At 54.5% G+C, this 19,867-nt stretch carries 16 protein-coding genes; 6 read left to right on the forward strand and 10 right to left on the reverse strand.

Features of this window, described 5'->3' with window-relative positions:
* Nucleotides 1-10 precede the first annotated feature (10 nt).
* Complete coding sequence (locus KTJ90_RS01360; protein ID WP_003852145.1) at nucleotides 11-1,399, reverse strand: sugar porter family MFS transporter; 1,389 nt, start codon at nucleotides 1,397-1,399, stop codon at nucleotides 11-13.
* Between the two features lie 270 nt (nucleotides 1,400-1,669).
* On the opposite strand from KTJ90_RS01360, the gene KTJ90_RS01365 reads away from it, so the two are divergent.
* Entirely contained in the window at nucleotides 1,670-2,329 is a 660-nt protein-coding gene (locus KTJ90_RS01365; protein WP_003852147.1) for an epoxyqueuosine reductase QueH, read from the forward strand.
* Here KTJ90_RS01365 and KTJ90_RS01370 read toward each other — a convergent pair whose 3' ends face one another.
* A complete protein-coding gene (locus tag KTJ90_RS01370; protein ID WP_003852149.1) occupies nucleotides 2,330-2,830 on the reverse strand; it encodes a helix-turn-helix domain-containing protein in 501 nt (166 codons plus the stop codon). It abuts the gene before it with no gap.
* 339 nt (nucleotides 2,831-3,169) lie between these two features.
* On the opposite strand from KTJ90_RS01370, the gene KTJ90_RS01375 reads away from it, so the two are divergent.
* Nucleotides 3,170-4,192 carry an alpha/beta fold hydrolase gene (locus tag KTJ90_RS01375; RefSeq protein ID WP_003852152.1) on the forward strand — a complete coding sequence of 341 codons (1,023 nt, stop codon included), beginning with the start codon at nucleotides 3,170-3,172 and terminating at the stop codon, nucleotides 4,190-4,192.
* Between the two features lie 26 nt (nucleotides 4,193-4,218).
* Here the strand turns inward: KTJ90_RS01375 and KTJ90_RS01380 are convergent, their stop codons facing one another.
* From KTJ90_RS01380 to uxuA, 5 genes are all read right to left on the reverse strand, one after another.
* Nucleotides 4,219-5,187 carry a GGDEF domain-containing protein gene (locus tag KTJ90_RS01380; protein WP_003852154.1) on the reverse strand — a complete coding sequence of 323 codons (969 nt, stop codon included), beginning with the start codon at nucleotides 5,185-5,187 and terminating at the stop codon, nucleotides 4,219-4,221.
* Between the two features lie 99 nt (nucleotides 5,188-5,286).
* The gene (hemB, locus tag KTJ90_RS01385; RefSeq protein WP_033734324.1) at nucleotides 5,287-6,264 is read right to left on the reverse strand and encodes a porphobilinogen synthase; all 978 of its coding nucleotides are present in this window, start codon (nucleotides 6,262-6,264) and stop codon (nucleotides 5,287-5,289) included.
* Between the two features lie 127 nt (nucleotides 6,265-6,391).
* Entirely contained in the window at nucleotides 6,392-7,897 is a 1,506-nt protein-coding gene (proP, locus tag KTJ90_RS01390) for a glycine betaine/L-proline transporter ProP (protein ID WP_003852158.1), read from the reverse strand.
* A 461-nt stretch (nucleotides 7,898-8,358) separates the two neighbouring features.
* Entirely contained in the window at nucleotides 8,359-9,945 is a 1,587-nt protein-coding gene (locus tag KTJ90_RS01395) for an EAL domain-containing protein (RefSeq protein WP_008926305.1), read from the reverse strand.
* 273 nt (nucleotides 9,946-10,218) lie between these two features.
* Complete coding sequence (gene uxuA / locus KTJ90_RS01400) at nucleotides 10,219-11,403, reverse strand: mannonate dehydratase (RefSeq protein ID WP_003852162.1); 1,185 nt, start codon at nucleotides 11,401-11,403, stop codon at nucleotides 10,219-10,221.
* A 148-nt stretch (nucleotides 11,404-11,551) separates the two neighbouring features.
* Here uxuA and KTJ90_RS01405 point away from each other — a divergent pair, with 148 nt between their 5' ends.
* Entirely contained in the window at nucleotides 11,552-12,229 is a 678-nt protein-coding gene (locus KTJ90_RS01405) for a FadR/GntR family transcriptional regulator (RefSeq protein ID WP_078805116.1), read from the forward strand.
* Here KTJ90_RS01405 and KTJ90_RS01410 read toward each other — a convergent pair.
* A complete protein-coding gene (locus KTJ90_RS01410; RefSeq protein ID WP_003852166.1) occupies nucleotides 12,218-13,273 on the reverse strand; it encodes an AI-2E family transporter in 1,056 nt (351 codons plus the stop codon). The genes KTJ90_RS01405 and KTJ90_RS01410 overlap by 12 nt on opposite strands.
* 300 nt (nucleotides 13,274-13,573) lie before the next feature.
* Between KTJ90_RS01410 and KTJ90_RS01415 the strand changes: the two genes are divergently transcribed.
* Nucleotides 13,574-14,797, forward strand: a complete 1,224-nt coding sequence (locus KTJ90_RS01415; protein WP_110410945.1) for an MFS transporter — start codon at nucleotides 13,574-13,576, stop codon at nucleotides 14,795-14,797.
* Nucleotides 14,798-14,872: 75 nt separating this feature from the next.
* On the opposite strand, the gene KTJ90_RS01420 is transcribed toward KTJ90_RS01415, so the two are convergent.
* Nucleotides 14,873-15,688 (reverse strand): TIM barrel protein, encoded by an 816-nt coding sequence (locus KTJ90_RS01420; protein ID WP_003852169.1) that lies wholly within the window; start codon nucleotides 15,686-15,688, stop codon nucleotides 14,873-14,875.
* A gap of 421 nt (nucleotides 15,689-16,109) precedes the next feature.
* Here KTJ90_RS01420 and KTJ90_RS01425 point away from each other — a divergent pair, with 421 nt between their 5' ends.
* Nucleotides 16,110-17,615 (forward strand): CoA-acylating methylmalonate-semialdehyde dehydrogenase, encoded by a 1,506-nt coding sequence (locus tag KTJ90_RS01425; protein WP_003852171.1) that lies wholly within the window; start codon nucleotides 16,110-16,112, stop codon nucleotides 17,613-17,615.
* 126 nt (nucleotides 17,616-17,741) lie between these two features.
* Nucleotides 17,742-18,560, forward strand: coding sequence for a 5-deoxy-glucuronate isomerase (gene iolB / locus KTJ90_RS01430; RefSeq protein ID WP_039660847.1), 819 nt, complete (start codon nucleotides 17,742-17,744; stop codon nucleotides 18,558-18,560).
* A gap of 92 nt (nucleotides 18,561-18,652) precedes the next feature.
* Here the strand turns inward: iolB and KTJ90_RS01435 are convergent, their stop codons facing one another.
* Entirely contained in the window at nucleotides 18,653-19,501 is an 849-nt protein-coding gene (locus KTJ90_RS01435) for a MurR/RpiR family transcriptional regulator (RefSeq protein ID WP_003852174.1), read from the reverse strand.
* Nucleotides 19,502-19,867: the final 366 nt, after the last annotated feature.

Genomic DNA, 19,867 nt, shown 5'->3' on the forward strand with positions numbered 1-19,867 from the left:
TACGGGGCGGTTACGCCCCGATGTCACGTAGTGCTTTGCCTTTCATCAGGTTGCGTTCAATGTGCTCCAGCGTCACATGTTTGGTCTCGGGAACCAGCATCATCGTCAGCACGATAAACACCAGATTAAGCGCGCCGTAGAGCCAGAAGGTATTGGCATTCCCCAGCTGATCCAGCATGGTCAGGAAGGTCGCACCCACAATCATATTACCGACCCAGTTCGTGGTGGTGGAGGCGGTAATGCCGAAATCACGTCCTTTCAGCGGCTGAATTTCTGAGCAGAGCAGCCAGATGACCGGTCCGGCCGCCATCGCGAAGCCGACGATAAACATTAGCAGCATCGCAATAGCAAAGTATTTGCGGAAATCTGTTTCAACGCCAATATGCAGCAGCGTGCCCAGGACGCCCATGCCGACTGCCATCACCAGAAAACTGGTGGTGAGCATCGGCTTGCGACCCCAGCGATCAACAAAGAAAATCGCAATCAGCGTAGCCAGCATGTTGACCAGCCCGACAATCACCGTACCCCACATCTGCTCACTGGTGCTGGAGAAGCCGGCAATATTGAAGATTTTAGGGGCGTAATACATCACAACATTCATGCCGGTAAACTGCTGCATCACCTGCAGCAGCATGCCCAGCCATACCGCGCGGCGGAAATTACCGTTAGAGCGGAAAAGCGACCAGCCACGCTGCTTCACCTGCAGGCTTTCACGGATCTCTTCCAGCTCCTCCCGGGCCTGTTCACTGCTGTTCCGTAGCCGATCCAGTACCCGCTGCGCTTCGTTAAAACGCCCATGTGCTGCCAGCCAGCGCGGACTGTTAGGCAGGAACAGCACGCCGATAAACAGGATCACCGCTGGGATGGCGATAACACCGAGCATCCCACGCCAGTTGCCGCTGTAGCTGAACGCGGTATCAGAGAGATAAGCCACCACGATGCCGGTGGTCAGCATCAGCTGGTACATGGAAATCATCGAACCACGAATACGTTCCGGCGCAATCTCTGCCAGGTACAATGGTGCGGTATAAGAGGCGATGCCCACCGCCAGACCCAGCATCACGCGGGCGCAGACCAGTGACTCGACATCCGGGGAGAACGCTGACCACAGCGAGCCAATCACAAACAGCGTTGCGCCTGCCAGCATACTTTTCTTGCGTCCCAGCTTTGATGACATCCAGCCCGCCGCCAGCGCACCCAGCGCCGCGCCGAACATCATTGAACTCACCACCCACTCCTGCTGATGGTTAGTTATCTGCAAATCCTTTGCCAGAAACGGTAAGGCACCGGCAATGACACCGATATCCAGACCAAACAGCAGGCCTGACAGCGCAGCCATAAAACAGACGAACCACGTAAAACGGTTCTGCTGACTTCCCGATTTTTTTGTCGCGACCATGCGAGTCTCCTTGAGGCGATTCAATGTCAATATTGTTAATGTTATGTAAACATAGTTGATGCCAGTGTGGTGACGATCACACTTCTGGCCATAACCCGTGCTGCACAGCATTACGCTAAAAAGAAAACATCGAAGATCAGCGGGTTGGCACTACAGGGAATAAGGGCGGATGAAGCACGATTACACCAAACGAGGCATATCAGACCCGTTTTGCAACTGACTGCTTGCAGCATTACACTGCTGCTTTTCAGCCATTGATTGAAGGTGCTTATGTCTGAACCTTTCCAGCGCCAGCCGCTGCCGCTGCCGGGCGGTCATAAAAAAGTCCTGCTGCACTCCTGTTGCGCGCCCTGTTCGGGTGAAGTGATGGAAGCGATGCTGGCATCCGGTATTGAATACACCATCTATTTTTACAACCCGAATATTCACCCGCTCAAAGAGTATGAGCTGCGAAAAGAGGAGAATATTCGCTTTGCCGAAAAATTTGGTGTGCCGTTTGTGGATGCGGACTATGACCGGGATAACTGGTTTGAGCGCGCGCGCGGGCTGGAGTGGTCACCGGAACGGGGTGAGCGCTGCACCATGTGCTTTGATATGCGTTTTGAGCGTACGGCACTCTATGCCCATGAGAACGGCTTCCCGGTGATGACCAGTTGCCTGGGGATCTCACGCTGGAAAGATATGAAGCAGATTAACAGCTGTGGTGTCCGCGCCGCGTCAGCATATCCGGATCTGATGTACTGGGATTTTAACTGGCGTAAAGGCGGTGGGTCTTCGCGCATGATTGAAATCAGTAAGCGCGAGAGTTTTTATCAGCAGGAATATTGTGGCTGCGTCTATTCACTGCGCGACACCAATCGTCATCGCGTCGCCCAGGGGCGTGAGCGCATTCAGATTGGCGTGCAATATTATCAGCCGGATGAAGCCTGATTAACCCCTGTCGCGGAATGGCTCTGCCTGCGTATATTCGTGCGTGAAGTGCGTAACAGGCCGGACTGTTACCCCAGCATCCGGCTTTATACTTTCCTCACGCACAAAGCTGCATAAGGTACAGGGATGCGCTACCTCAGCCAGCTGCTGTTTCGCCTTGTGGTTCATCTGACGTTTGCGACAGGTGCTCGGCGTGCAACCCATAATCTGTTTAAAAGAGCGGGTAAAAGATTGCTGGCTTTCAAAATGGTATTTCAGTGCCAGAGTGATAACAGGTGTCTGGCTGTTTTTTAAATCATGAATGCTGGCGTTAAGTTTTCTCTTACGAATATAACGCGCCAGTGTTTCATTATGGTAACGGGCAAAGAGTTTCTGTAAATACCATCTGGAATAACCTGCCTTTATGGCAATATCATCAACACTCAGGCGCTGGCCAGGATTATTATTAATCCATTCAGTGACAGAGATGATTACGCTTTCATTATATTTATTTTCGCTCATAGCGACTCCACGGTTAAATTCATCACGAATGTGAAAAATCCACCTTAATGTTCTTATTCTTTGCGTAAACATTTTTCAGGTTTTGAGTTTTTATCTCATGATATTATTCATCCGAACAGCCGTTTTTTATTAAATTAGATGAATTGTGATAAATCTGTTGGGAAATATAGATGATTGATATCTGGCAGATAAAAATTAAATCAGGCGCTATGCCGCTGACCACCTCCTGATGAATCCTGGCAGCCGCCGTGTTATTAACGTGATAGCACCGCCTGGCAATAGATTTTTCACAATGACATGCCAGGCTTACGACTCACCTTTAACATGGAGTACCCCCGGATGAGCCCGACATACGCGCTGAAAAAACCGCTTGCCGCCTTGCTCACCTCGCTGGCCTTATTGGCTCATGCACCTGCCCATGCTGCGTCTGTGTATGGCGAACAGCTGGAGGGGTTTCAATATCCCTATCCTCTGCAGCATTTTGACTTTCAGTCTCAGCAGCAACCGCTGAGCATGGGCTTTATGGATGTCAAACCGGTGCAACGTGCCAACGGCAAAACCGTGGTGCTGATGCACGGTAAAAACTTCTGTGGCGCGACCTGGGAAGAGACGATTCGCGCACTGAGTCAGCAGGGATATCGCGTTATCGCGCCCGACCAGATTGGCTTCTGCAGCTCGACCAAGCCCGCCAGCTATCAATACAGTTTTCAGCAACTGGCAGAGAACACCCATCAGCTGCTTGCACGGCTGGGAGTGGAGAAGGCGGTCATTGTCGGTCATTCAACCGGCGGGATGCTGGCAACGCGTTATGCGTTGATGTACCCGGCGCAGACGCAGAAGCTGGTACTGGTTAACCCGATAGGGCTGGAGGACTGGAAAGCCAAAGGTGCACCGTGGCGTTCGGTGGATCAGTGGTATCAGCGCGAACTCAAACTCAGCGCGGCGGGTATTAAGAAGTATGAACAGCAGACTTACTATGTCGGGCGCTGGAAACCCGAATATGATAAGTGGGTCGATATGCTGGCCGGACTAAACAGTGGGCCGGGCCATCAGAAGGTGGCGTGGAACTCCGCCTTAATCTACGACATGATCTTCACTCAACCGGTGTTTTATGAGTTCGGCGATCTCAGGGTGCCGACCACTCTGATAATCGGTACGTCAGATACCACGGCCATTGGCAGTGATATCGCACCGGCGGAGGTGAAAGCCCGGTTGGGTGATTATGCGGTGCTGGGAAAAGAGGCGGCTAAACGTATCCCGGGCGCGCGCTTAATTGAATTTCCTGGCATGGGGCACGCACCACAAATGGAAGATCCGGCTAAGTTTAATCAGACGCTGCTCGACGATCTGGCCCGTCCCTGACCCCTCAGGCGCTGCGGCGCCTGACCTTACACGGCAATGCGTTTCTGATTTTTAGTCAGATACATCTGTTTATCGCTGTCGTGCAGTAACTGTTCCAGCGATTGCGGATTGGCCGGGTCAAACTCTACCACGCCGGAAGAGAACTGCAGGCGGTAACGTCGGTTCAGGCTGACTGACTGCTGGTGCAGATAACGGTCGAACTGCATGAGCAGCGCTTCACTCTGCTGCTGCTGCAGGCCATCAAACAGCACCACAAACTCATCGCCGCCCAGGCGGGCAAACAGGTCGGAATGTTTGAACGCCACTTTCATCGCATTGGCAAAGTCCATAAGCGCGCGATCGCCTTCGCGATGGCCCAGTGTGTCATTAATCTGCTTAAACTTATCGAGATCGAGAAAAGTCAGACAGGCGGGACGGTTTTTCCTCTGGCACTCATTAAGCACCATCTGTCCCAGCGTCATAAAACCGCGGCGATTGGTAATCTGCGTCAGTTCATCACAGGTAGCCGTCTGAAAGGCGATCAATTCCGCTTCAGCCATGGCGGCGAGATCGCGCATGGTGGCCTGATCCTCTTCATTAAACTGACGCGGCTCACGACCAATAATACAGAACGTACCCATTTTGGCACCGCCCGGCGCACGCAGCGGACAGCCCGCATAAAAGCGAATGTGTGGTTCGCCAGTCACCAGCGGATTATCGTGAAAACGTTCATCCTGTAACGCATCTTCAACGATCATGATTTCATCCTGCAGGATAGCGTGGCCGCAAAACGAGATATTCCGTGGCGATCCGGTAGGCGCATAACCCTGTGCAGATTTAAACCACTGGTGATCTTCTTCCAGCAGGCTGACTAACGCGATAGGCACGTCATACAGGCGGCGCGCCAGGCGAGTTAAACGATCAAATCGTTCTTCCGCTGGCGTATTCATTATGTTCAGCGCACGCAACTGCGATAAACGTTGTGCCTCGTCGGCGGCGATTTCAGGTGCTTTCATCACAGAGCCCTTTGGTTTTTAGCTGAAGCCAGGTTCTGGTGTGTGCCTAACAGCGAAGAAGAGCGTGATACAGCGACCACGCTCTTTATGAGGAGGGGATCAGAGCACTTTTTGTTCGGCGAGATCAAGGGCGAAATAGCTGAAAATGAGGTCGGCTCCGGCGCGTTTAATCGCACCGAGGCTTTCCAGCACCACATTGCGCTCATCAATGGCACCGGCCTGTGCGGCAAATTTAATCATCGCGTATTCGCCACTCACCTGATAAGCCGCCAGCGGCAGTTCGGTGCGTTCGCGGATATCGCGCAGAATATCCAGATAAGCGCCTGCCGGTTTCACCATCAATGAATCCGCGCCCTGCGCCGCATCAAGCAACGATTCACGGATCGCTTCCCGACGGTTCATCGGGTTCATCTGGTAGGTTTTACGGTCGCCTTTCAGCGCCGTTCCGGCCGCTTCACGGAACGGGCCGTAAAACGATGAAGCGAATTTGGTGGAATAAGACATGATGGCGGTCTGGGTGAAGCCTGCCGCATCAAGTGCGCGGCGAATCGCCTCAACCTGACCATCCATCGCCGCTGACGGGGCGATGAAGTCTGCACCGGCTGCGGCGGCAACAACGGCCTGCTTGCCCAGGTTTGCCAGGGTTGCATCGTTATCGACGCCGTGATCACAGAGCACGCCACAGTGGCCGTGGCTGGTGTATTCACAGAAGCAGGTGTCAGACATCACAATCATTTCCGGTACGGTATCTTTGCAGATGCGCGACATGCGCGCCACCAGACCGTTTTCGTTCCAGGCATCGCTGCCGGTGGCGTCGGTGTGGTGAGAGATACCGAAGGTCATCACCGAGCGGATGCCCGCTTTGGCGATGCGCTCAATCTCATAGGCGAGACGCTTTTCCGGAATTCGCATCACGCCAGGCATCGCCTGAATCGCTTTGTAATCGTCGACTTCTTCTTCAACAAAGATAGGCAGAGCCAGATCGTTCAGGCTCAGGGATGACTCCTGGAACATTTCACGCATTGAGGCGCTGGCGCGCAATCTTCTTGGGCGCTGGATAAGGGAATAATCAGACATTTTCATTCTTACGCAGGTGAAAAAAGTAACAACAGTTTACTCCCTTTGACCGCGAGGGATGAAGGTTTGTGTGCGGTAACAGAGAGGGAAAAGCGCTCTCCCGCCGGGCGACGGGAGAGCAGAACGATTACTCGTTGATATCCGGATGCTGCTGCACCAGGTTTTTACGTTTCGCTTCCAGGCGGGCGATCTCTGCATCGATATCTTCGATTTTGTTCTCGATGTTATCGTGATGTTCCTGCAGGATTTCGCGCGCTTCTTCCATATCGGACGCAGCTGGCGTTGCACCTTTCAGTGGCTTGTTTGCCGTCTCTTTCATGGAAAGACCGGTAATCAGACCAATGATCGCCACCACCATCAGGTAGTAGGCTGGCATGTAAAGATTGTTGGTGGTTTCAACCAGCCAGGCGGCCAGCGTTGGCGTCAGACCCGCAACCAGTACAGAGATGTTAAACGCACTGGCCAGCGCACTGTAACGGATATGGGTCGGGAACATCGCAGGCAGCGACGAGGCCATGACACCGGTAAACGAGTTAAGAATAACGGCCATCAGCAGCAGGCCACCAAAAATCAGTCCCAGCACGCCACTGTTAATCATCATAAAGGCGGGAATGGCGAAGACCAGCAGAGCAATACTGCCGATGATAACAAAGGGACGACGGCCAAAGCGGTCACTCATCATGCCGATCACAGGCTGAACAAACAGCATACCGATCATGATAGCGATGATAATCATCACACCATGGTCTTCGCTGTAGTGCAGGTTATGCGACAGGTAACTCGGCATATACGTCAGTAACATGTAGTAGGTGACGTTGGTGGCGATAACCAGACCGATACAGGAGAGCAGGCTGCGCCAGTGTTTGGTTGCAATTTCCTTAAACGAGACTTTCGGACCATCCTGCAGGCCTTCGCGGTCACCCTGTTCCAGTTTGTCCACATGCTGCTGGAATGCCGGGGTCTCTTCCAGCGCATGACGCAGATAAAGGCCGATAATGCCCAGCGGCAGCGCCACGAAGAACGGCAGACGCCAGCCCCACTCAAGGAAACGTGCTTCTCCGATAACAGAAGAGATCAGCACGACCAGACCCGCACCGAGTACAAAGCCCGCAATTGAGCCAAAGTCGAGCCAGCTTCCCATAAAGCCGCGTTTGCGGTCAGGCGAATATTCCGCCACGAAGATTGAGGCGCCGGTATATTCACCTCCCACGGAGAAGCCCTGCGCCATCTTCGCAAGCAGCAGCAGAATCGGTGCCCAGATGCCGATAGACGCATAGGACGGTATCAGGCCGATACAGAAGGTACTGACCGACATGATGATAATGGTAATGGAGAGGATTTTCTGACGACCATATTTGTCGCCCAGCATACCGAAGAAGAGGCCACCCAGCGGACGGATCAGGAAGGGCACAGAGAAGGTTGCCAGTGCAGCAATCATCTGAATGCCGGGTGACACGTCCGGGAAGAAGACTTTACCCAGCGCATAGGCCACGAAGCCATACACACCGAAGTCAAACCATTCCATCGCGTTACCCAGAGAGGCCGCAGTGATGGCTTTACGTAAACGAGCATCATCAATGATGGTGACATCATTGATCCCAATTGGTTTTACACGCTTCCTACGCAATTTCATAGAATTACCCTGTAATGGAACACGAAAGTCCTCAACGGCGCGAGCCGTGGTAAATCGTTCAGACCGCTGCGTTGAGAAATTTAAGCATAGCCGTAATTAAGCGCTCATTACGCGCCAGCGAACACAATAATTACTGTTGTGATTATTGCAAACAGCGACAGAGTATACCGTTTTTGTGTGATATCTGTCATGTTTGAGCTAATGCTGACCTGTTCCGGCAATCTTTATGACTGTTTAGCACCGCAAAAAAATTATCACGCTGCGTGACGACAGCCGTTTTTTTCAGCAGATTGTCTGCGCAAGTGATGTTTATTTGCGCTTAACGGGAGGGATCCCTGTCCGACGGTTCAGTGCGAAGGGTCGGGGGCTGGACATTATTCGTCGGTGAACGGGCTGGCGCAAGAGCCGCGGGTGGCAATCCCGGTTTCGGTGTCGTCCGGTTTTCGATGTGCTGCGGAGGTTCAAACGTGACACGGGTCAGCCAGCACACGCTGATCCCCCTGACGCGCCAGCCACTCTGCCAGCGATGTGTTATCCATCGGGCGGGCGTAATAAAAACCCTGAATAAACACGACGCCGCGCTGTTGGAGATAGCAAAATTGCAGCTCCGTTTCCACACCTTCACCCAGCACCTCCAGCGCCAGACTGTGACTGAGATTGATGATCGCATCCAGCACTGGCGTTTCGCCTTCCAGCGATTCGATAGCGTTAATGAATCCACGATCGATTTTCAGATAATCCAGCGTGAAGGTCTGTAAGTAACTCAGTGAGCAGTGGCCGGTACCAAAATCATCAATCGCAACCTTCATACCCGCATGGCGTAACTGCTCCAGCTTACGCGCCACCGCTTCACCCTCTTTAATCAGACTGCGCTCAGTCAGCTCAAGCGTAATGACAAACTGCTTATCTTTTATTTTGTCGGCGAATTGCAGCATATCGCGAACAAAATCAGGATGCTGCAGATGCTCCGCCGCCACGTTAATCGCAAGGTGAAAATGGGGATCCACCTGCCAGCTCTGCACATCCTCTGCAATCAAATCGAGCAGGTGGCGGGTCAGCGGCACAATCATCCCTTCCGCTTCTGCTGCACCAATAAAAATATCAGGCCGAACGCCGTTACCGTCGGACGTTGTCCAGCGCAGCAGCACCTCTGCACCGCTACAGCGTTGCAGCCGGTTATCATAGACTGGCTGATAGTGCGCCCTGAACTGGCCGCAGATGATGGCCCGGCGAATCTCATCGCGCCATGAAATACGCCGTCGCAGCCAGTTCGCCGTCAGCATCATCAGCAGAACAGAAAAGATCGCCGCCATCGGCATGATAATAAAAATCACCTGGCGCCAGGCAGAGATCAGCTCAGTGGGCGAGGCAATCAGAGTGACAGAGAGCGGGTAGCGGTTTGAACGGGCCTCATAAATCAGAGGCTCAAACCAGCCGGATGCAGCAATTTGTGGGTCACCAAACGAGATGGGGGCGCCGTCGCTGAATGCCATGCTGAAATGATAGCGGTGAGTGCTGCTGATAGCGCGCATCAGATCAAGCAGATACTGGCCATCAACCACTGCCCAGAATCCCACGCCATCAGGCAGGTCACGCATAAAAATCACGGCCGGGCGATCCGGCACACCGGAGGTGCCGGCAATTGACAGGCTCCACCAGGCTTTTCCGGTGACCGGCGCATCGCGCATGATCATATCTTTCAGTAAACCCGGCATGGTTCCATATGCTGACGAACAGCCAATTCTGTTTTCTTCAATTTTACCGATTGCGCGGAAATAGGGATTCAGTGAGCCGATGCGCTGTAACTGATTCTGAATCTGACTGCAGGGCTGATACTGAAACTGGCGCAGCGTATTAATCATATCCCACGCGCTGTCACTCATTCTTTCAGCCTGAGAGAGCAGGGTATTGGCTGCATTCACCTGATGCTGCTGGACGGTGTGGCGCGCATCCAGAGCAGTAAAAAAAAGGCCAATAAGCAGAGGCAGCACACCGGAGAAAATAATCACCAGCCTGGCATAGTCGCGTTTTCGTTTCAGTAGCGGCACCGCTGAATCCTCTGAGTATTATTCGTTTTATGCAGGGGCTGAACAGTTGCGCAGCATAGCATTTCTCCGGGCCAGGCAGATTAGCGTTTTTGCGAGCAACAGAACTGACTCAGGTCAATTATCGACCCGACACAGCCTTAATTGAGGGGGTTGTTTTGCTTTCATTTGAATTCGGCAGAAATCAGGCAGGTATAAGTAACGCGGAGGAAAACATCTCATTGCGGCCAGCAGAGACCCTGGCCCGTCAGAATCGGGCACAGGGTAGCCGTTGACTTAATGAGCAAAATAGATCTGTTTCAAGGCGACTTCAACGCCGCGCAGTTCAGCAAGACCTTTAAGACGTCCAATGGCTGAGTAACCCGGATTCGTGCGTTTATGCAGGTCGTCCAGCATCTGATGACCGTGATCGGGACGCATAGGTATTGCCCGCAGGTTGCCTGCACGGCGACGGCGCTGCTCTTCCGCCAGAATGACTTTGATCACGCCGACCATATCGACATCGCCCGCCAGATGCGCCGCTTCATGGAAGCTGGCGGGATTAGCTTCGCGCTTCGTGGCGCGCAGATGGACAAAGTTGATGCGGTCGGCATAGGTTTCCGCCATCTCAACCAGCGCATTATCGGCACGCACACCATAAGAGCCGGTACAGAAGCAGAATCCGTTGTGCAGACTGTCCACGGTTTCTTTCAGCCACTGCATATCTTCCTGCGTGGAGATAATGCGTGGCAGACCCAGAATAGGACGCGGTGGATCGTCCGGATGCACCGCCAGTTTAACGCCCGTCTCTTCCGCAACCGGCACGATGGCGCGCAGAAACGTTGCCATATGCTCGCGCAGTTTCGCTTTATCAATACCGTCATACTGTGCCAGTTGCGCCTGAAACTGCGCCAGGGTGTAACCCTCTTCAGCACCTGGCAGACCGGCGATAATATTGCGCACCAGGGTGTTTTTCTCTTCTGCGCTCATGGCGGAAAAGCGCTGCGCTGCGGCCTGCTGCTCGGCAGCGCTGTAATCCTTCTCCGCGCCCGGGCGCTGTAGCAGATAAAGCTCAAAGGCGGCAAACGCATCAGCGTCAAAGCGCAGCGCTTTTGCGCCATCTGGCAGCGTCCAGGCGAGGTCGGTGCGCGTCCAGTCCAGCACCGGCATGAAGTTGTAGCAGACGGTATCAATGCCGCAGGCAGCCAGATTGCGTATCGACTGCTGGTAATTGGCAATGTAGCGAAGGTAGTCACCCCGCTGAGTTTTGATCGCCTCATGGACCGGGATACTTTCGACCACCGACCAGACCAGACCTTTTTCAGCCAGCAGGGCCTGGCGTGCTTTAATCTCTTCAACCGGCCACACCTCGCCGTTAGGGATATGGTGCAGCGCCGTTACAATGCCGGTCGCACCCGCCTGACGCGCATCATCCAGGGATACCGGGTCGCTTGGGCCGTACCATCGCCATGTATGTTCCATTATTACTCCTTAGTGTGATGTGGCCCAGTGGTCAGGCCGCTGGGCCAAGAGTATGATAGTGGACAAAACAGGGCCGTGATCCGGATCGCAGCATCACAAACTGCATCAGCGATGTGATCGGTTTTAAGCGGACGAAGAGGAGAGGGTGATGACGCTACCCGTTATTAAAACTGAGCGCCTGTATCGTCAGATCGCCAACGTCATTATGGCCGGCATTACGCGCGGTGACTTTGCGGCAGGAGGCTTACTGCCGCCAGAGCGCGAGCTGGCAAAACAGCTGGGTGTCAGCCGCTCGTCAGTGCGTGAAGCATTGATTGCGCTGGAAATGACCGGCTGGGTCGATATCCGCACGGGCAACGGCGTCTACGTCGCGCAGCCACTGCCGCAGGCCGCCGTTCCGCAGGAGAGTTGCAGTCTGCAGGACCTGCTGCAGGCGCGGGAAGCCTTTGAAGGGATGCTGGCGGGATTTGCCGCACGTAACGGCACCGCCGTTCAGCGCGCGGCACTGCTGGCGCTGACCGCTGAACTGCAGCAGTACAATGCAAACGATGCGGCTTTCCTGGAGCAGGACAAACGCTTTCACCTGCTCATCAGCGAGATGAGCGGCAATGATGTGTTACGCGACCTGCTGGAGCAGTTATGGAACCGGCGGCACAGTCCGCATGTGCAGCGACTGGAGCGCCATTATGCTGATAATAACTTCGCACGCGAGATGAATGCTGACCATCAGCAGATCGCCGAGGCCATCGTGGCGGGCGATGAAGCGGCCGCCCGTCAGGCGATGGAGAACCATCTGCAGCACGTGCAGCAGCAGCTACTTGGTTAATCCCCGCGCCCGCTTAGGTCGTCCGGTGCCCAGCATAATCGCCAGACGACTGCCGCCTGGCGTAGTTTCCATCAGGATTTTGGTAATGCTGGTCAGCGGCACCGAGAGCAGCATGCCGACCGGCCCGAGCAGCCAGCCCCAGAACACCAGCGACAGGAACACCACCAGCGTTGATAAGCCCAGACCGCGACCCATCAGTCGCGGTTCCAGCATATTGCCGAACACCATGTGAATCGCGGTAAACAGCGCCGCCACCATCGCGGCATCAAACAGACTGTTCAGTAACAGCGCCTGAAGTAAGGGCGGGATACCGGCGATAATCGGACCAATATTGGGAATGAAATTGAGGATAAATGCCACGACACCCCAGAGCAGCGCGAACTTCACATCCAGCAGATAAAGACTCAGCCAGACCGCGATGCCGGTAATCAGACTCACCAGCGTTTTCAGCGCCAGATAGTGCGTGACCCCTTTCAACGCTTTATGCAGCCCGGCGATGCGGATTTTAGGATTCACCAGCGCGTTACGCATTTTATAGGGCAGGTGATGAACCTCAAACAGCATAAAGACCACGGTCAGCACCAGCAGCACAGTATTGGTCATCGCACCGGAAAAGCCGCTCAGCGCCACGCTTGCCAGGTTCATCATAGTGTTAGGATCGAAACGCTGTACCAGCGCATCTGTTGAGATATTGATATGAAAGCCTGCCGCCAGATGTTGCAGCACCGTCATCTTCTGCTCCATCGTGGCACGTAGTTGCGGGTAGAGGTCGGAAAACTCGCTCATTGAGCTGGCGATGATGGCGCCCAGCAGCACAAGTGCGCAGAAGATCACCGTGATAACCAGGCCAATGGCCAGTCCACGGCGAAAGCCCCGGCGCATCAGCATCGTCACCAGTGGGTTGAGTACAATTGCAAAGAACGCCGCCAGCAAAAGCGGAACCAGAATATCGGACGCTGCCCGAACCCCGGCGAGGATGATGACCAGCATCGCCAGTTTTATCAGAATATTTTGTCCGATCTTTTCCCGTTGCAGCTCGCTCATTCTCTCTCTCATAACGTAAATTGGCTGTTGAAAGTGTAGCTGAAAGAAAATTAACAATCTGATTTATCAGAGAAACGGTAAAGCGCGGCGGCAAAGTGGCGAGAGTATTAGCGCCACAGCACTCAGCTATAGCAACAGAACAGCCACTCTCCCTTGTGGCTGTTTTCATCCGGTTATCTGCAGCACGTTTGGGCAGTCGTGTTTGCCAGATAACCGTGCCATTGTGAGGCGCAGGAGGCGAAAGCGGGTATAGTTAAGGGATAAACCTTATCATTCAGCCAAATACGATCGTGAGGACGCATGCCTGAACAGCCTGCAGCGGAACCGACTACCCCACATGGCAACCTGAATATCTCTCTGCTGATCCTCTCTATTGTGGCCTACAACTTTGCCAGCTATCTCACCATTGGTCTGCCGCTGGCGGTATTGCCAGGCTGGGTGCATGACCAGCTGGGCTTCAGCGCGTTCTGGGCCGGCCTGGTGATCAGCCTGCAATATGTTGCGACGCTGCTGAGCCGGCCACATGCTGGGCGCTATGCCGATCTCTGGGGACCCAAAAAAGTGGTGGTCACGGGCCTGGTAGGCTGTCTGATCAGCGGATTGTGTATTCTGCTGGCGGCCCTGATCGCATCACCGATGTGGAGCCTGATCCTGCTCTGCGTGGGCCGGTTGATTCTGGGCGTGGGCCAGAGTTTTACCGGCACCGGCACCTCGTTGTGGGGAGTGGCAAGGGTGGGTTCACTGCACATTGGTCGGGTAATATCCTGGAACGGGATCGTCACCTATGGCGCGATGGCCATTGGCGCACCGCTCGGCGTAGTGATTTTTCAGGCAGGCGGTTTGCTGTGGCTGTCACTGGTCATTGTTGCCATCTGTGTCGTGGGCATCGTCTGTGCCGTGCCGCGTCCGGCCGTAAAAGCCAGCCGCGCCAGACCGCTGCCGTTTCGGGCTGTGCTGGGAAAAATCGCCGGTTTTGGTGCGATTCTGGCGATGGGATCGGCGGGTTTTGGCGTTATCGCCACCTTTATCACGCTGTTCTATCAGGATAAAGGCTGGCAGGGAGCCGCTTTTGCGCTTTCCCTGTTCAGCATGGCTTTTGTTGGCGCACGCCTGCTGTTTCCCAATGCGATTAACCGCCACGGCGGTCTGCGGGTCGCCAGCGTTTGTCTGGCGGTTGAAGCGGCCGGACTGTTTCTGGTCGCCGCTGCGGGTAATCCCTGGATGGCAAACGCGGGTGCTTTTCTGACCGGGGCCGGGTTTTCTCTGGTGTTCCCGGCGCTGGGCGTGGTGGCGGTAAAAGTGGTGCCGCAGCAGAATCAGGGCAGCGCCCTGGCAACCTATACCGCCTTTATGGATCTGTCGCTGGGGATAACCGGGCCACTGGCCGGATTCATCATGAATTATGCGGATGTCTCACGCGTCTATCTGCTTACGGCGCTGCTGGTCTGTGTCGCGTTTTTCTGCACGCTGCGGCTGTTGAAGCGTCAGGCATCGCAGTCAGCAGCAGACGGTTCTTCAGAATAAAAAAAATGGCCCAGCAGCGGGCCATAACGTCTTTTCAGACACAGATAAACGGATAAATGCGGGATGCAGCAGGATTCAGGCCTGCAGCAGTTCAATACTGTGGCGGATCTGGCGTTCAATCTCCGCCGGGGTCCAGCTGTTGAGCTGACCGGAGAACGGCTCAAAGGCGTAGACGCCCTTATAGCCAAGCATCTCCAGCCGTTTAACCTGCACCACGCTCTTCAGCACATCATTGTCATTCAGCATGATGCGTTCTTCGTCGGTCAGTTCGGCGGTCGGACGTTGATCTTCCACGCCTGAAAGGTGCACCAGTCCAATCTGGTCAATATCGATACCCACCGGGAATTCCTGTTCAGCCTTCTCATAGAGATGATGATGAAACGTATCCAGCAACAGTTTAAAAGGCACGCCTGCCGCAGCAATTAACGCCTGCGCCTGCACGATCGAACGCAGTGAGCTGACCGGGAAACCCAGTGGCTCCACCAGCCCCAGAATGCCATAGTGGGCAAAGCGCGGCGCCAGTGCCTGCATCGCCGCCTGTGTCTGCTGAGGCGACACGGTAATCCCCTCATTCAGCGGACACATCACCAGCGCTTTTGCACCAATCTGTTGTGCTGTCTGTAACAGCGCCTCGGCCCGGCTCAGCAGCGCGTCATCAATATGGTTAAACGGATAGAGCGCATTAATGCTGATGATATCAATGTGGTATCTGTCGGCCAGGGCGCGCAGTTGATCGGTGCTGAGATCGTCAGTGACGCTGCCGCCGGGCATATCATTACGCAGTTCAACCTTGCTCAGGCCCAGACGCTGAACCAGCTGAAAGAAGGCTTCCAGCGAGAGCCGGGGCGCAATTTTGCGGTTGATACAGAAACGGGTTGGGTCGATGGCCATGCGCTAACTCCGGAACAGGAGAATGTTTCGACTAAAGAAAACATTTATTTCATAATTAGTGAATTATGAAATGTATTTTATTAGATCAGCCTCGCATTAATTTCATATTTCGTTTCACGCTGATGCGTCAACGCAGGATCGACTTCGCAGAAACAGACGTAATCCACGCCGCGGTAATTCCCCTGTTACGCTAAGGCTGACCGGTAATATTGCTCTGCTGCTCTCATCACGCGGTCAGACAGGGGTGGACAATAAAAATGCGATCTGTGCCGCTAAAATCAAATTTTCCAAAAATAACTATTTGAAAAATTTATTCCACTGTAATAGCTTCATAGCACGCTTTCAGGTTTGCCTGGTCAGGCAGTGTGGCAGGCCACAGGGCCCGTCTGCAGGGAACTTAACCATCTTAAGAGGCAACATCATGACAACCATAGGTAACTTTATTGGCGGTAAAATCACGTTCAGCGCCAGCAACGAAACCATTCCTGTTTACGATCCGGCAACCGGCAAAGTGGTTCGTGAACTGACGCAAAGTACCGCTGATGAAGTGGCTCAGGCGATTGGTGTCGCGCATGACGCATTTTCAGCCTGGTCTAAAACTTCGCCGCTGCGTCGCGCCCGCGTTCTGTTTAACTTTAAAGCCCTGATGGAGCAGCATCGTGATGAGCTGGCGGCGCTGATTGTCTCTGAGCATGGCAAAGTCTGGTCCGATGCACTGGGTGAACTGACGCGTGGCATTGAAGTGATTGAGTTTGCCTGCGGGATCCCTCATTTGCTCAAAGGCGAATATTCCCCGAACGTCGGCGGCGGCGTTGACAGCTTCTCGCTGATGCAGCCGGTTGGCGTCGTGGCGGGCATTACGCCGTTCAACTTCCCGGCGATGGTGCCATTGTGGATGTTCCCGATCGCACTGGCCTGCGGTAACACCTTTGTGCTGAAGCCACCGGCGCTGGATCCGTCTGCGGCCGTGCGTATGGCCGAGCTCCTGACCGAAGCGGGCCTGCCGGATGGCGTATTCAACGTGGTGCACAGCTCTAATGAAGATGCTGAGCAGCTCTATAAGGATCCGCGCATTGCCGCGGTGAGCTTTGTCGGCTCTTCAGGCGTAGCTGAGCATATCTATAAGACCGCCAGCGCCCACGGCAAGCGAGTACAGGCATTTGGCGCGGCGAAAAACCACGCTATCGTTATGCCGGATGCCGATCTGGATGCCACCGTCAACGCCATCATGGGCGGTGCGTTTGGTTCTGCCGGTGAACGCTGTATGGCTCTGCCTGTTGTTGTCGCCGTGGGTGATGACACCGCTGACAAGTTGATTGCCCGCCTGACACCGCTGGTGAAAGCACTGCGTATCGGCCCGGGAATGAGTCAGGGTGCCGAAGAAAATGAGATGGGTCCGGTGGTCTCCGCTGCGCACCAGAAGAAGGTGCTGGGTTACATCGATAAAGGCGAGCAGGAAGGTGCGAAGCTGGTGGTGGATGGCCGTAACGTGCAGGTTGCGGGTCACGCAGAAGGTTACTACGTTGGCGGCACGCTGTTTGATAACGTCACCTCTGAGATGGTGATCTGGCGTGAAGAGATTTTTGGGCCGGTGCTGAGCATCATGCGCGCACCGGATTACGACAGCGCACTGCAACTGGTTAACAGCCATGAGTTTGGCAACGGCAGTGCGATTTTCACCAGCAACGGTCACACCGCGCGTGAGTTTGTGCAGAACGTTGAAGCGGGCATGGTGGGTGTCAACGTGCCGGTTCCGGTGCCGATGGCATTTCACAGCTTTGGCGGCTGGAAGCGTTCCGTGTTTGGCGCGCTTAATGTCCACGGGCCGGACGGCGTGCGCTTCTATACGCGCATGAAAACCGCCACCGTGCGCTGGCCATCCGGTCAGCAGACCGTGTCTGAATTCAGTATGCCAACCTTAGGCTAATTTATTTCAACGTCGATCACGGATCACGGTGTGCGACCGGCAGGATAGTCTGCCGGTCGCTTTGTTCGCTGGCATTGCGTCCGCGTGACTCTCGCCGTGTTAATCGTGACAGAGAGGAGGATCGGGATGTCTTTACTGTCGAAAGCACAGGCCCCTGACGCACAGGGCCGTATTCAGCATGTCACACCTGAGCGTGCTGGCTGGCGTTATGTCGGGTTTGATGCTTATCTGTTGAAGAAAGGGGAAACCCTGCGCCTCAACAGTGGTGATAAAGAGCTGTGTCTGGTGCTGGTGGCCGGGCTGGCCTCGGTGAAAACCCGCCATGCTGAGTTTCCCGGTATCGGTAAGCGCATGTCGCCTTTCGAACGCGTGCCGCCTTATTCCGTTTATGTGCCGCATGATGATGAAGTGGAAGTGTATGCAGACAGCGATCTTGAACTGGCGGTCTGTAACGCGCCCGGTCAGGGAAATCTGCCTGCACGACTGATTGCACCAGCGGATGTGGGTGTTGAGCATCGCGGAAAAGGGCGCAATCAGCGCCTGGTGCATAATATCCTGCCTGACACTGAACCGGCTGACAGCCTGCTGGTGGTTGAGGTTTATACCAACGAGGGCGATACCAGCTCGTATCCCAGCCACAAGCACGACCAGGAGGAGAGTGAAAACGAAACCTACCTGGAAGAGACCTACTATCACCGTTTCGATCCGGAGCCTGGCTTTGCCATGCAACGCGTCTACACCGACGACCGCTCACTGGATGTCTGCATGGCACCCTATAATCGCGACGTGGTGATGGTGCCGCGCGGCTATCATCCGGTGGCGACGCTGGCAGGTTACAACAACTACTATCTGAACGTGATGGCGGGGCCGGTGCGGTTGTGGAAATTCAGCTGGGAGAAAGATCACGCCTGGGTGAACAGCGACAGCTATCCGCGCAACGCGTAAATCACGGCGGTTTTATCAGGCGTGCATAGTGCGTGGATAGCCTCAAAAAGGGCAGCCGATTGGGCTGCCCTTTTTACTGTGCGGAACGCAGGTTACTGAGCGGAACTCTCGGCGTTGTTCAAAGCCAGTGACACCGCCAGCGTCTGTGCCAGGCAGAGTGAGGCGACCTGCGAACGGAAGCCATCGACCTGCGCTTCACGCACTACAAAGCAGACATCACTAAAGGCGGCCAGCGGGCTAACCTGACTGTCGGTAATAGCAATCTGATGCGCGCCACGTTTAGCACCCATTTCGACCACTTCGACCGCTTCACGCGCATAAGGCGAGTAGCTGATCGCAATCACCACATCTTTCGGGTTTACCAGGCTGAGCTGCTCAGTAAACATCCCGCCCAGGCCATCAATCAGAAACGCGCGACGCTCCAGGTGACGCAGCGCGTAAACCAGATAGGAGGCGACGCTAAAGGAGCGACGCAGGCCGATGACATAGATGTTCTCAGCCTCATTCAGCAGTTTCACTGCCTTGTTCAGCTGCTCAGGATTAACCTGCATCGCCAGTTGCTGCAACGCCTGGCTGTTCACCATCGTAAAGACGTTGAGGATCTCCGCTGGGCTTTCAGGGGCACTGGCGCTGTCGTCCGTTGAGGTCTGACGAAACAGGCGAGCGCGCTCGGTATAGTTGACCGTCTCCTCCATCAGGTGCTGACGAAAAACCTGTTTCATTTCGTTGAAACCGCTGAAGCCAAACGCATTCGCAAAACGGATTAGCGTCGACGGCGGCACATCGGCCTGCTGGGCAATCGAGGCGACGGTATCGAAAGCAATACTGTTACTGTTATCAAGGATGTAGCGCGCAACCTGTTTAAGACGCTTGCTCAGCGTTTCGTAGCGGCGACGAATATCGTCCTGCAAGAGAGAAAGTTGGGTGGGATTATTGTTCATCACTTCTGCCCGTATAATTAGAATAATGGCTGCATAATGAGCGCTATATTACCAGATGGATGGAAAATTTCATTTCTTTGCGTTAACGGCGCAGTTTATTTCATGGCTTTATGAAATGGTTCACAGATTAGCTTTAGCGCCCGAGGCGTGACTCTTCGCGGGCAATGTCAGGGTGAAAACCGGGATGAAATGAAAGCAGGCTGGGAGGGTAACCAGTAAAAAACGCCATCCCGGTTGGGATAGCGTGATGAAAGAGTCTGTCTCTGCCTGCTATGAGTTCGCGCAGGCTCAGGTAACATGGTCAGATCGGAAAGTCGCTTAAGCCATCCATGGCCGCTCGGCCCGCCCCGTCCCTGGCGCGGGACG

It is taken from the genome of Pantoea jilinensis (assembly GCF_019104105.1).
In the GTDB taxonomy this organism is placed as follows: domain Bacteria; phylum Pseudomonadota; class Gammaproteobacteria; order Enterobacterales; family Enterobacteriaceae; genus Pantoea; species Pantoea eucalypti.

Coding starts and splice junctions, on each gene's coding strand:
- KTJ90_RS01360 (WP_003852145.1), bottom strand. CDS start 1,399: ATGGTCGCGACAAAAAAATCGGGAAGTCAGCAGAACCGTTTTACGTGG.
- KTJ90_RS01365 (WP_003852147.1), top strand. CDS start 1,670: ATGTCTGAACCTTTCCAGCGCCAGCCGCTGCCGCTGCCGGGCGGTCAT.
- KTJ90_RS01425 (WP_003852171.1), top strand. CDS start 16,110: ATGACAACCATAGGTAACTTTATTGGCGGTAAAATCACGTTCAGCGCC.
- hemB (WP_033734324.1), bottom strand. CDS start 6,264: ATGTCTGATTATTCCCTTATCCAGCGCCCAAGAAGATTGCGCGCCAGC.
- iolB (WP_039660847.1), top strand. CDS start 17,742: ATGTCTTTACTGTCGAAAGCACAGGCCCCTGACGCACAGGGCCGTATT.
- KTJ90_RS01370 (WP_003852149.1), bottom strand. CDS start 2,830: ATGAGCGAAAATAAATATAATGAAAGCGTAATCATCTCTGTCACTGAA.
- KTJ90_RS01415 (WP_110410945.1), top strand. CDS start 13,574: ATGCCTGAACAGCCTGCAGCGGAACCGACTACCCCACATGGCAACCTG.
- KTJ90_RS01420 (WP_003852169.1), bottom strand. CDS start 15,688: ATGGCCATCGACCCAACCCGTTTCTGTATCAACCGCAAAATTGCGCCC.
- KTJ90_RS01380 (WP_003852154.1), bottom strand. CDS start 5,187: ATGAAAGCACCTGAAATCGCCGCCGACGAGGCACAACGTTTATCGCAG.
- proP (WP_003852158.1), bottom strand. CDS start 7,897: ATGAAATTGCGTAGGAAGCGTGTAAAACCAATTGGGATCAATGATGTC.
- KTJ90_RS01410 (WP_003852166.1), bottom strand. CDS start 13,273: ATGAGCGAGCTGCAACGGGAAAAGATCGGACAAAATATTCTGATAAAA.
- uxuA (WP_003852162.1), bottom strand. CDS start 11,403: ATGGAACATACATGGCGATGGTACGGCCCAAGCGACCCGGTATCCCTG.
- KTJ90_RS01405 (WP_078805116.1), top strand. CDS start 11,552: ATGACGCTACCCGTTATTAAAACTGAGCGCCTGTATCGTCAGATCGCC.
- KTJ90_RS01375 (WP_003852152.1), top strand. CDS start 3,170: ATGAGCCCGACATACGCGCTGAAAAAACCGCTTGCCGCCTTGCTCACC.
- KTJ90_RS01435 (WP_003852174.1), bottom strand. CDS start 19,501: ATGAACAATAATCCCACCCAACTTTCTCTCTTGCAGGACGATATTCGT.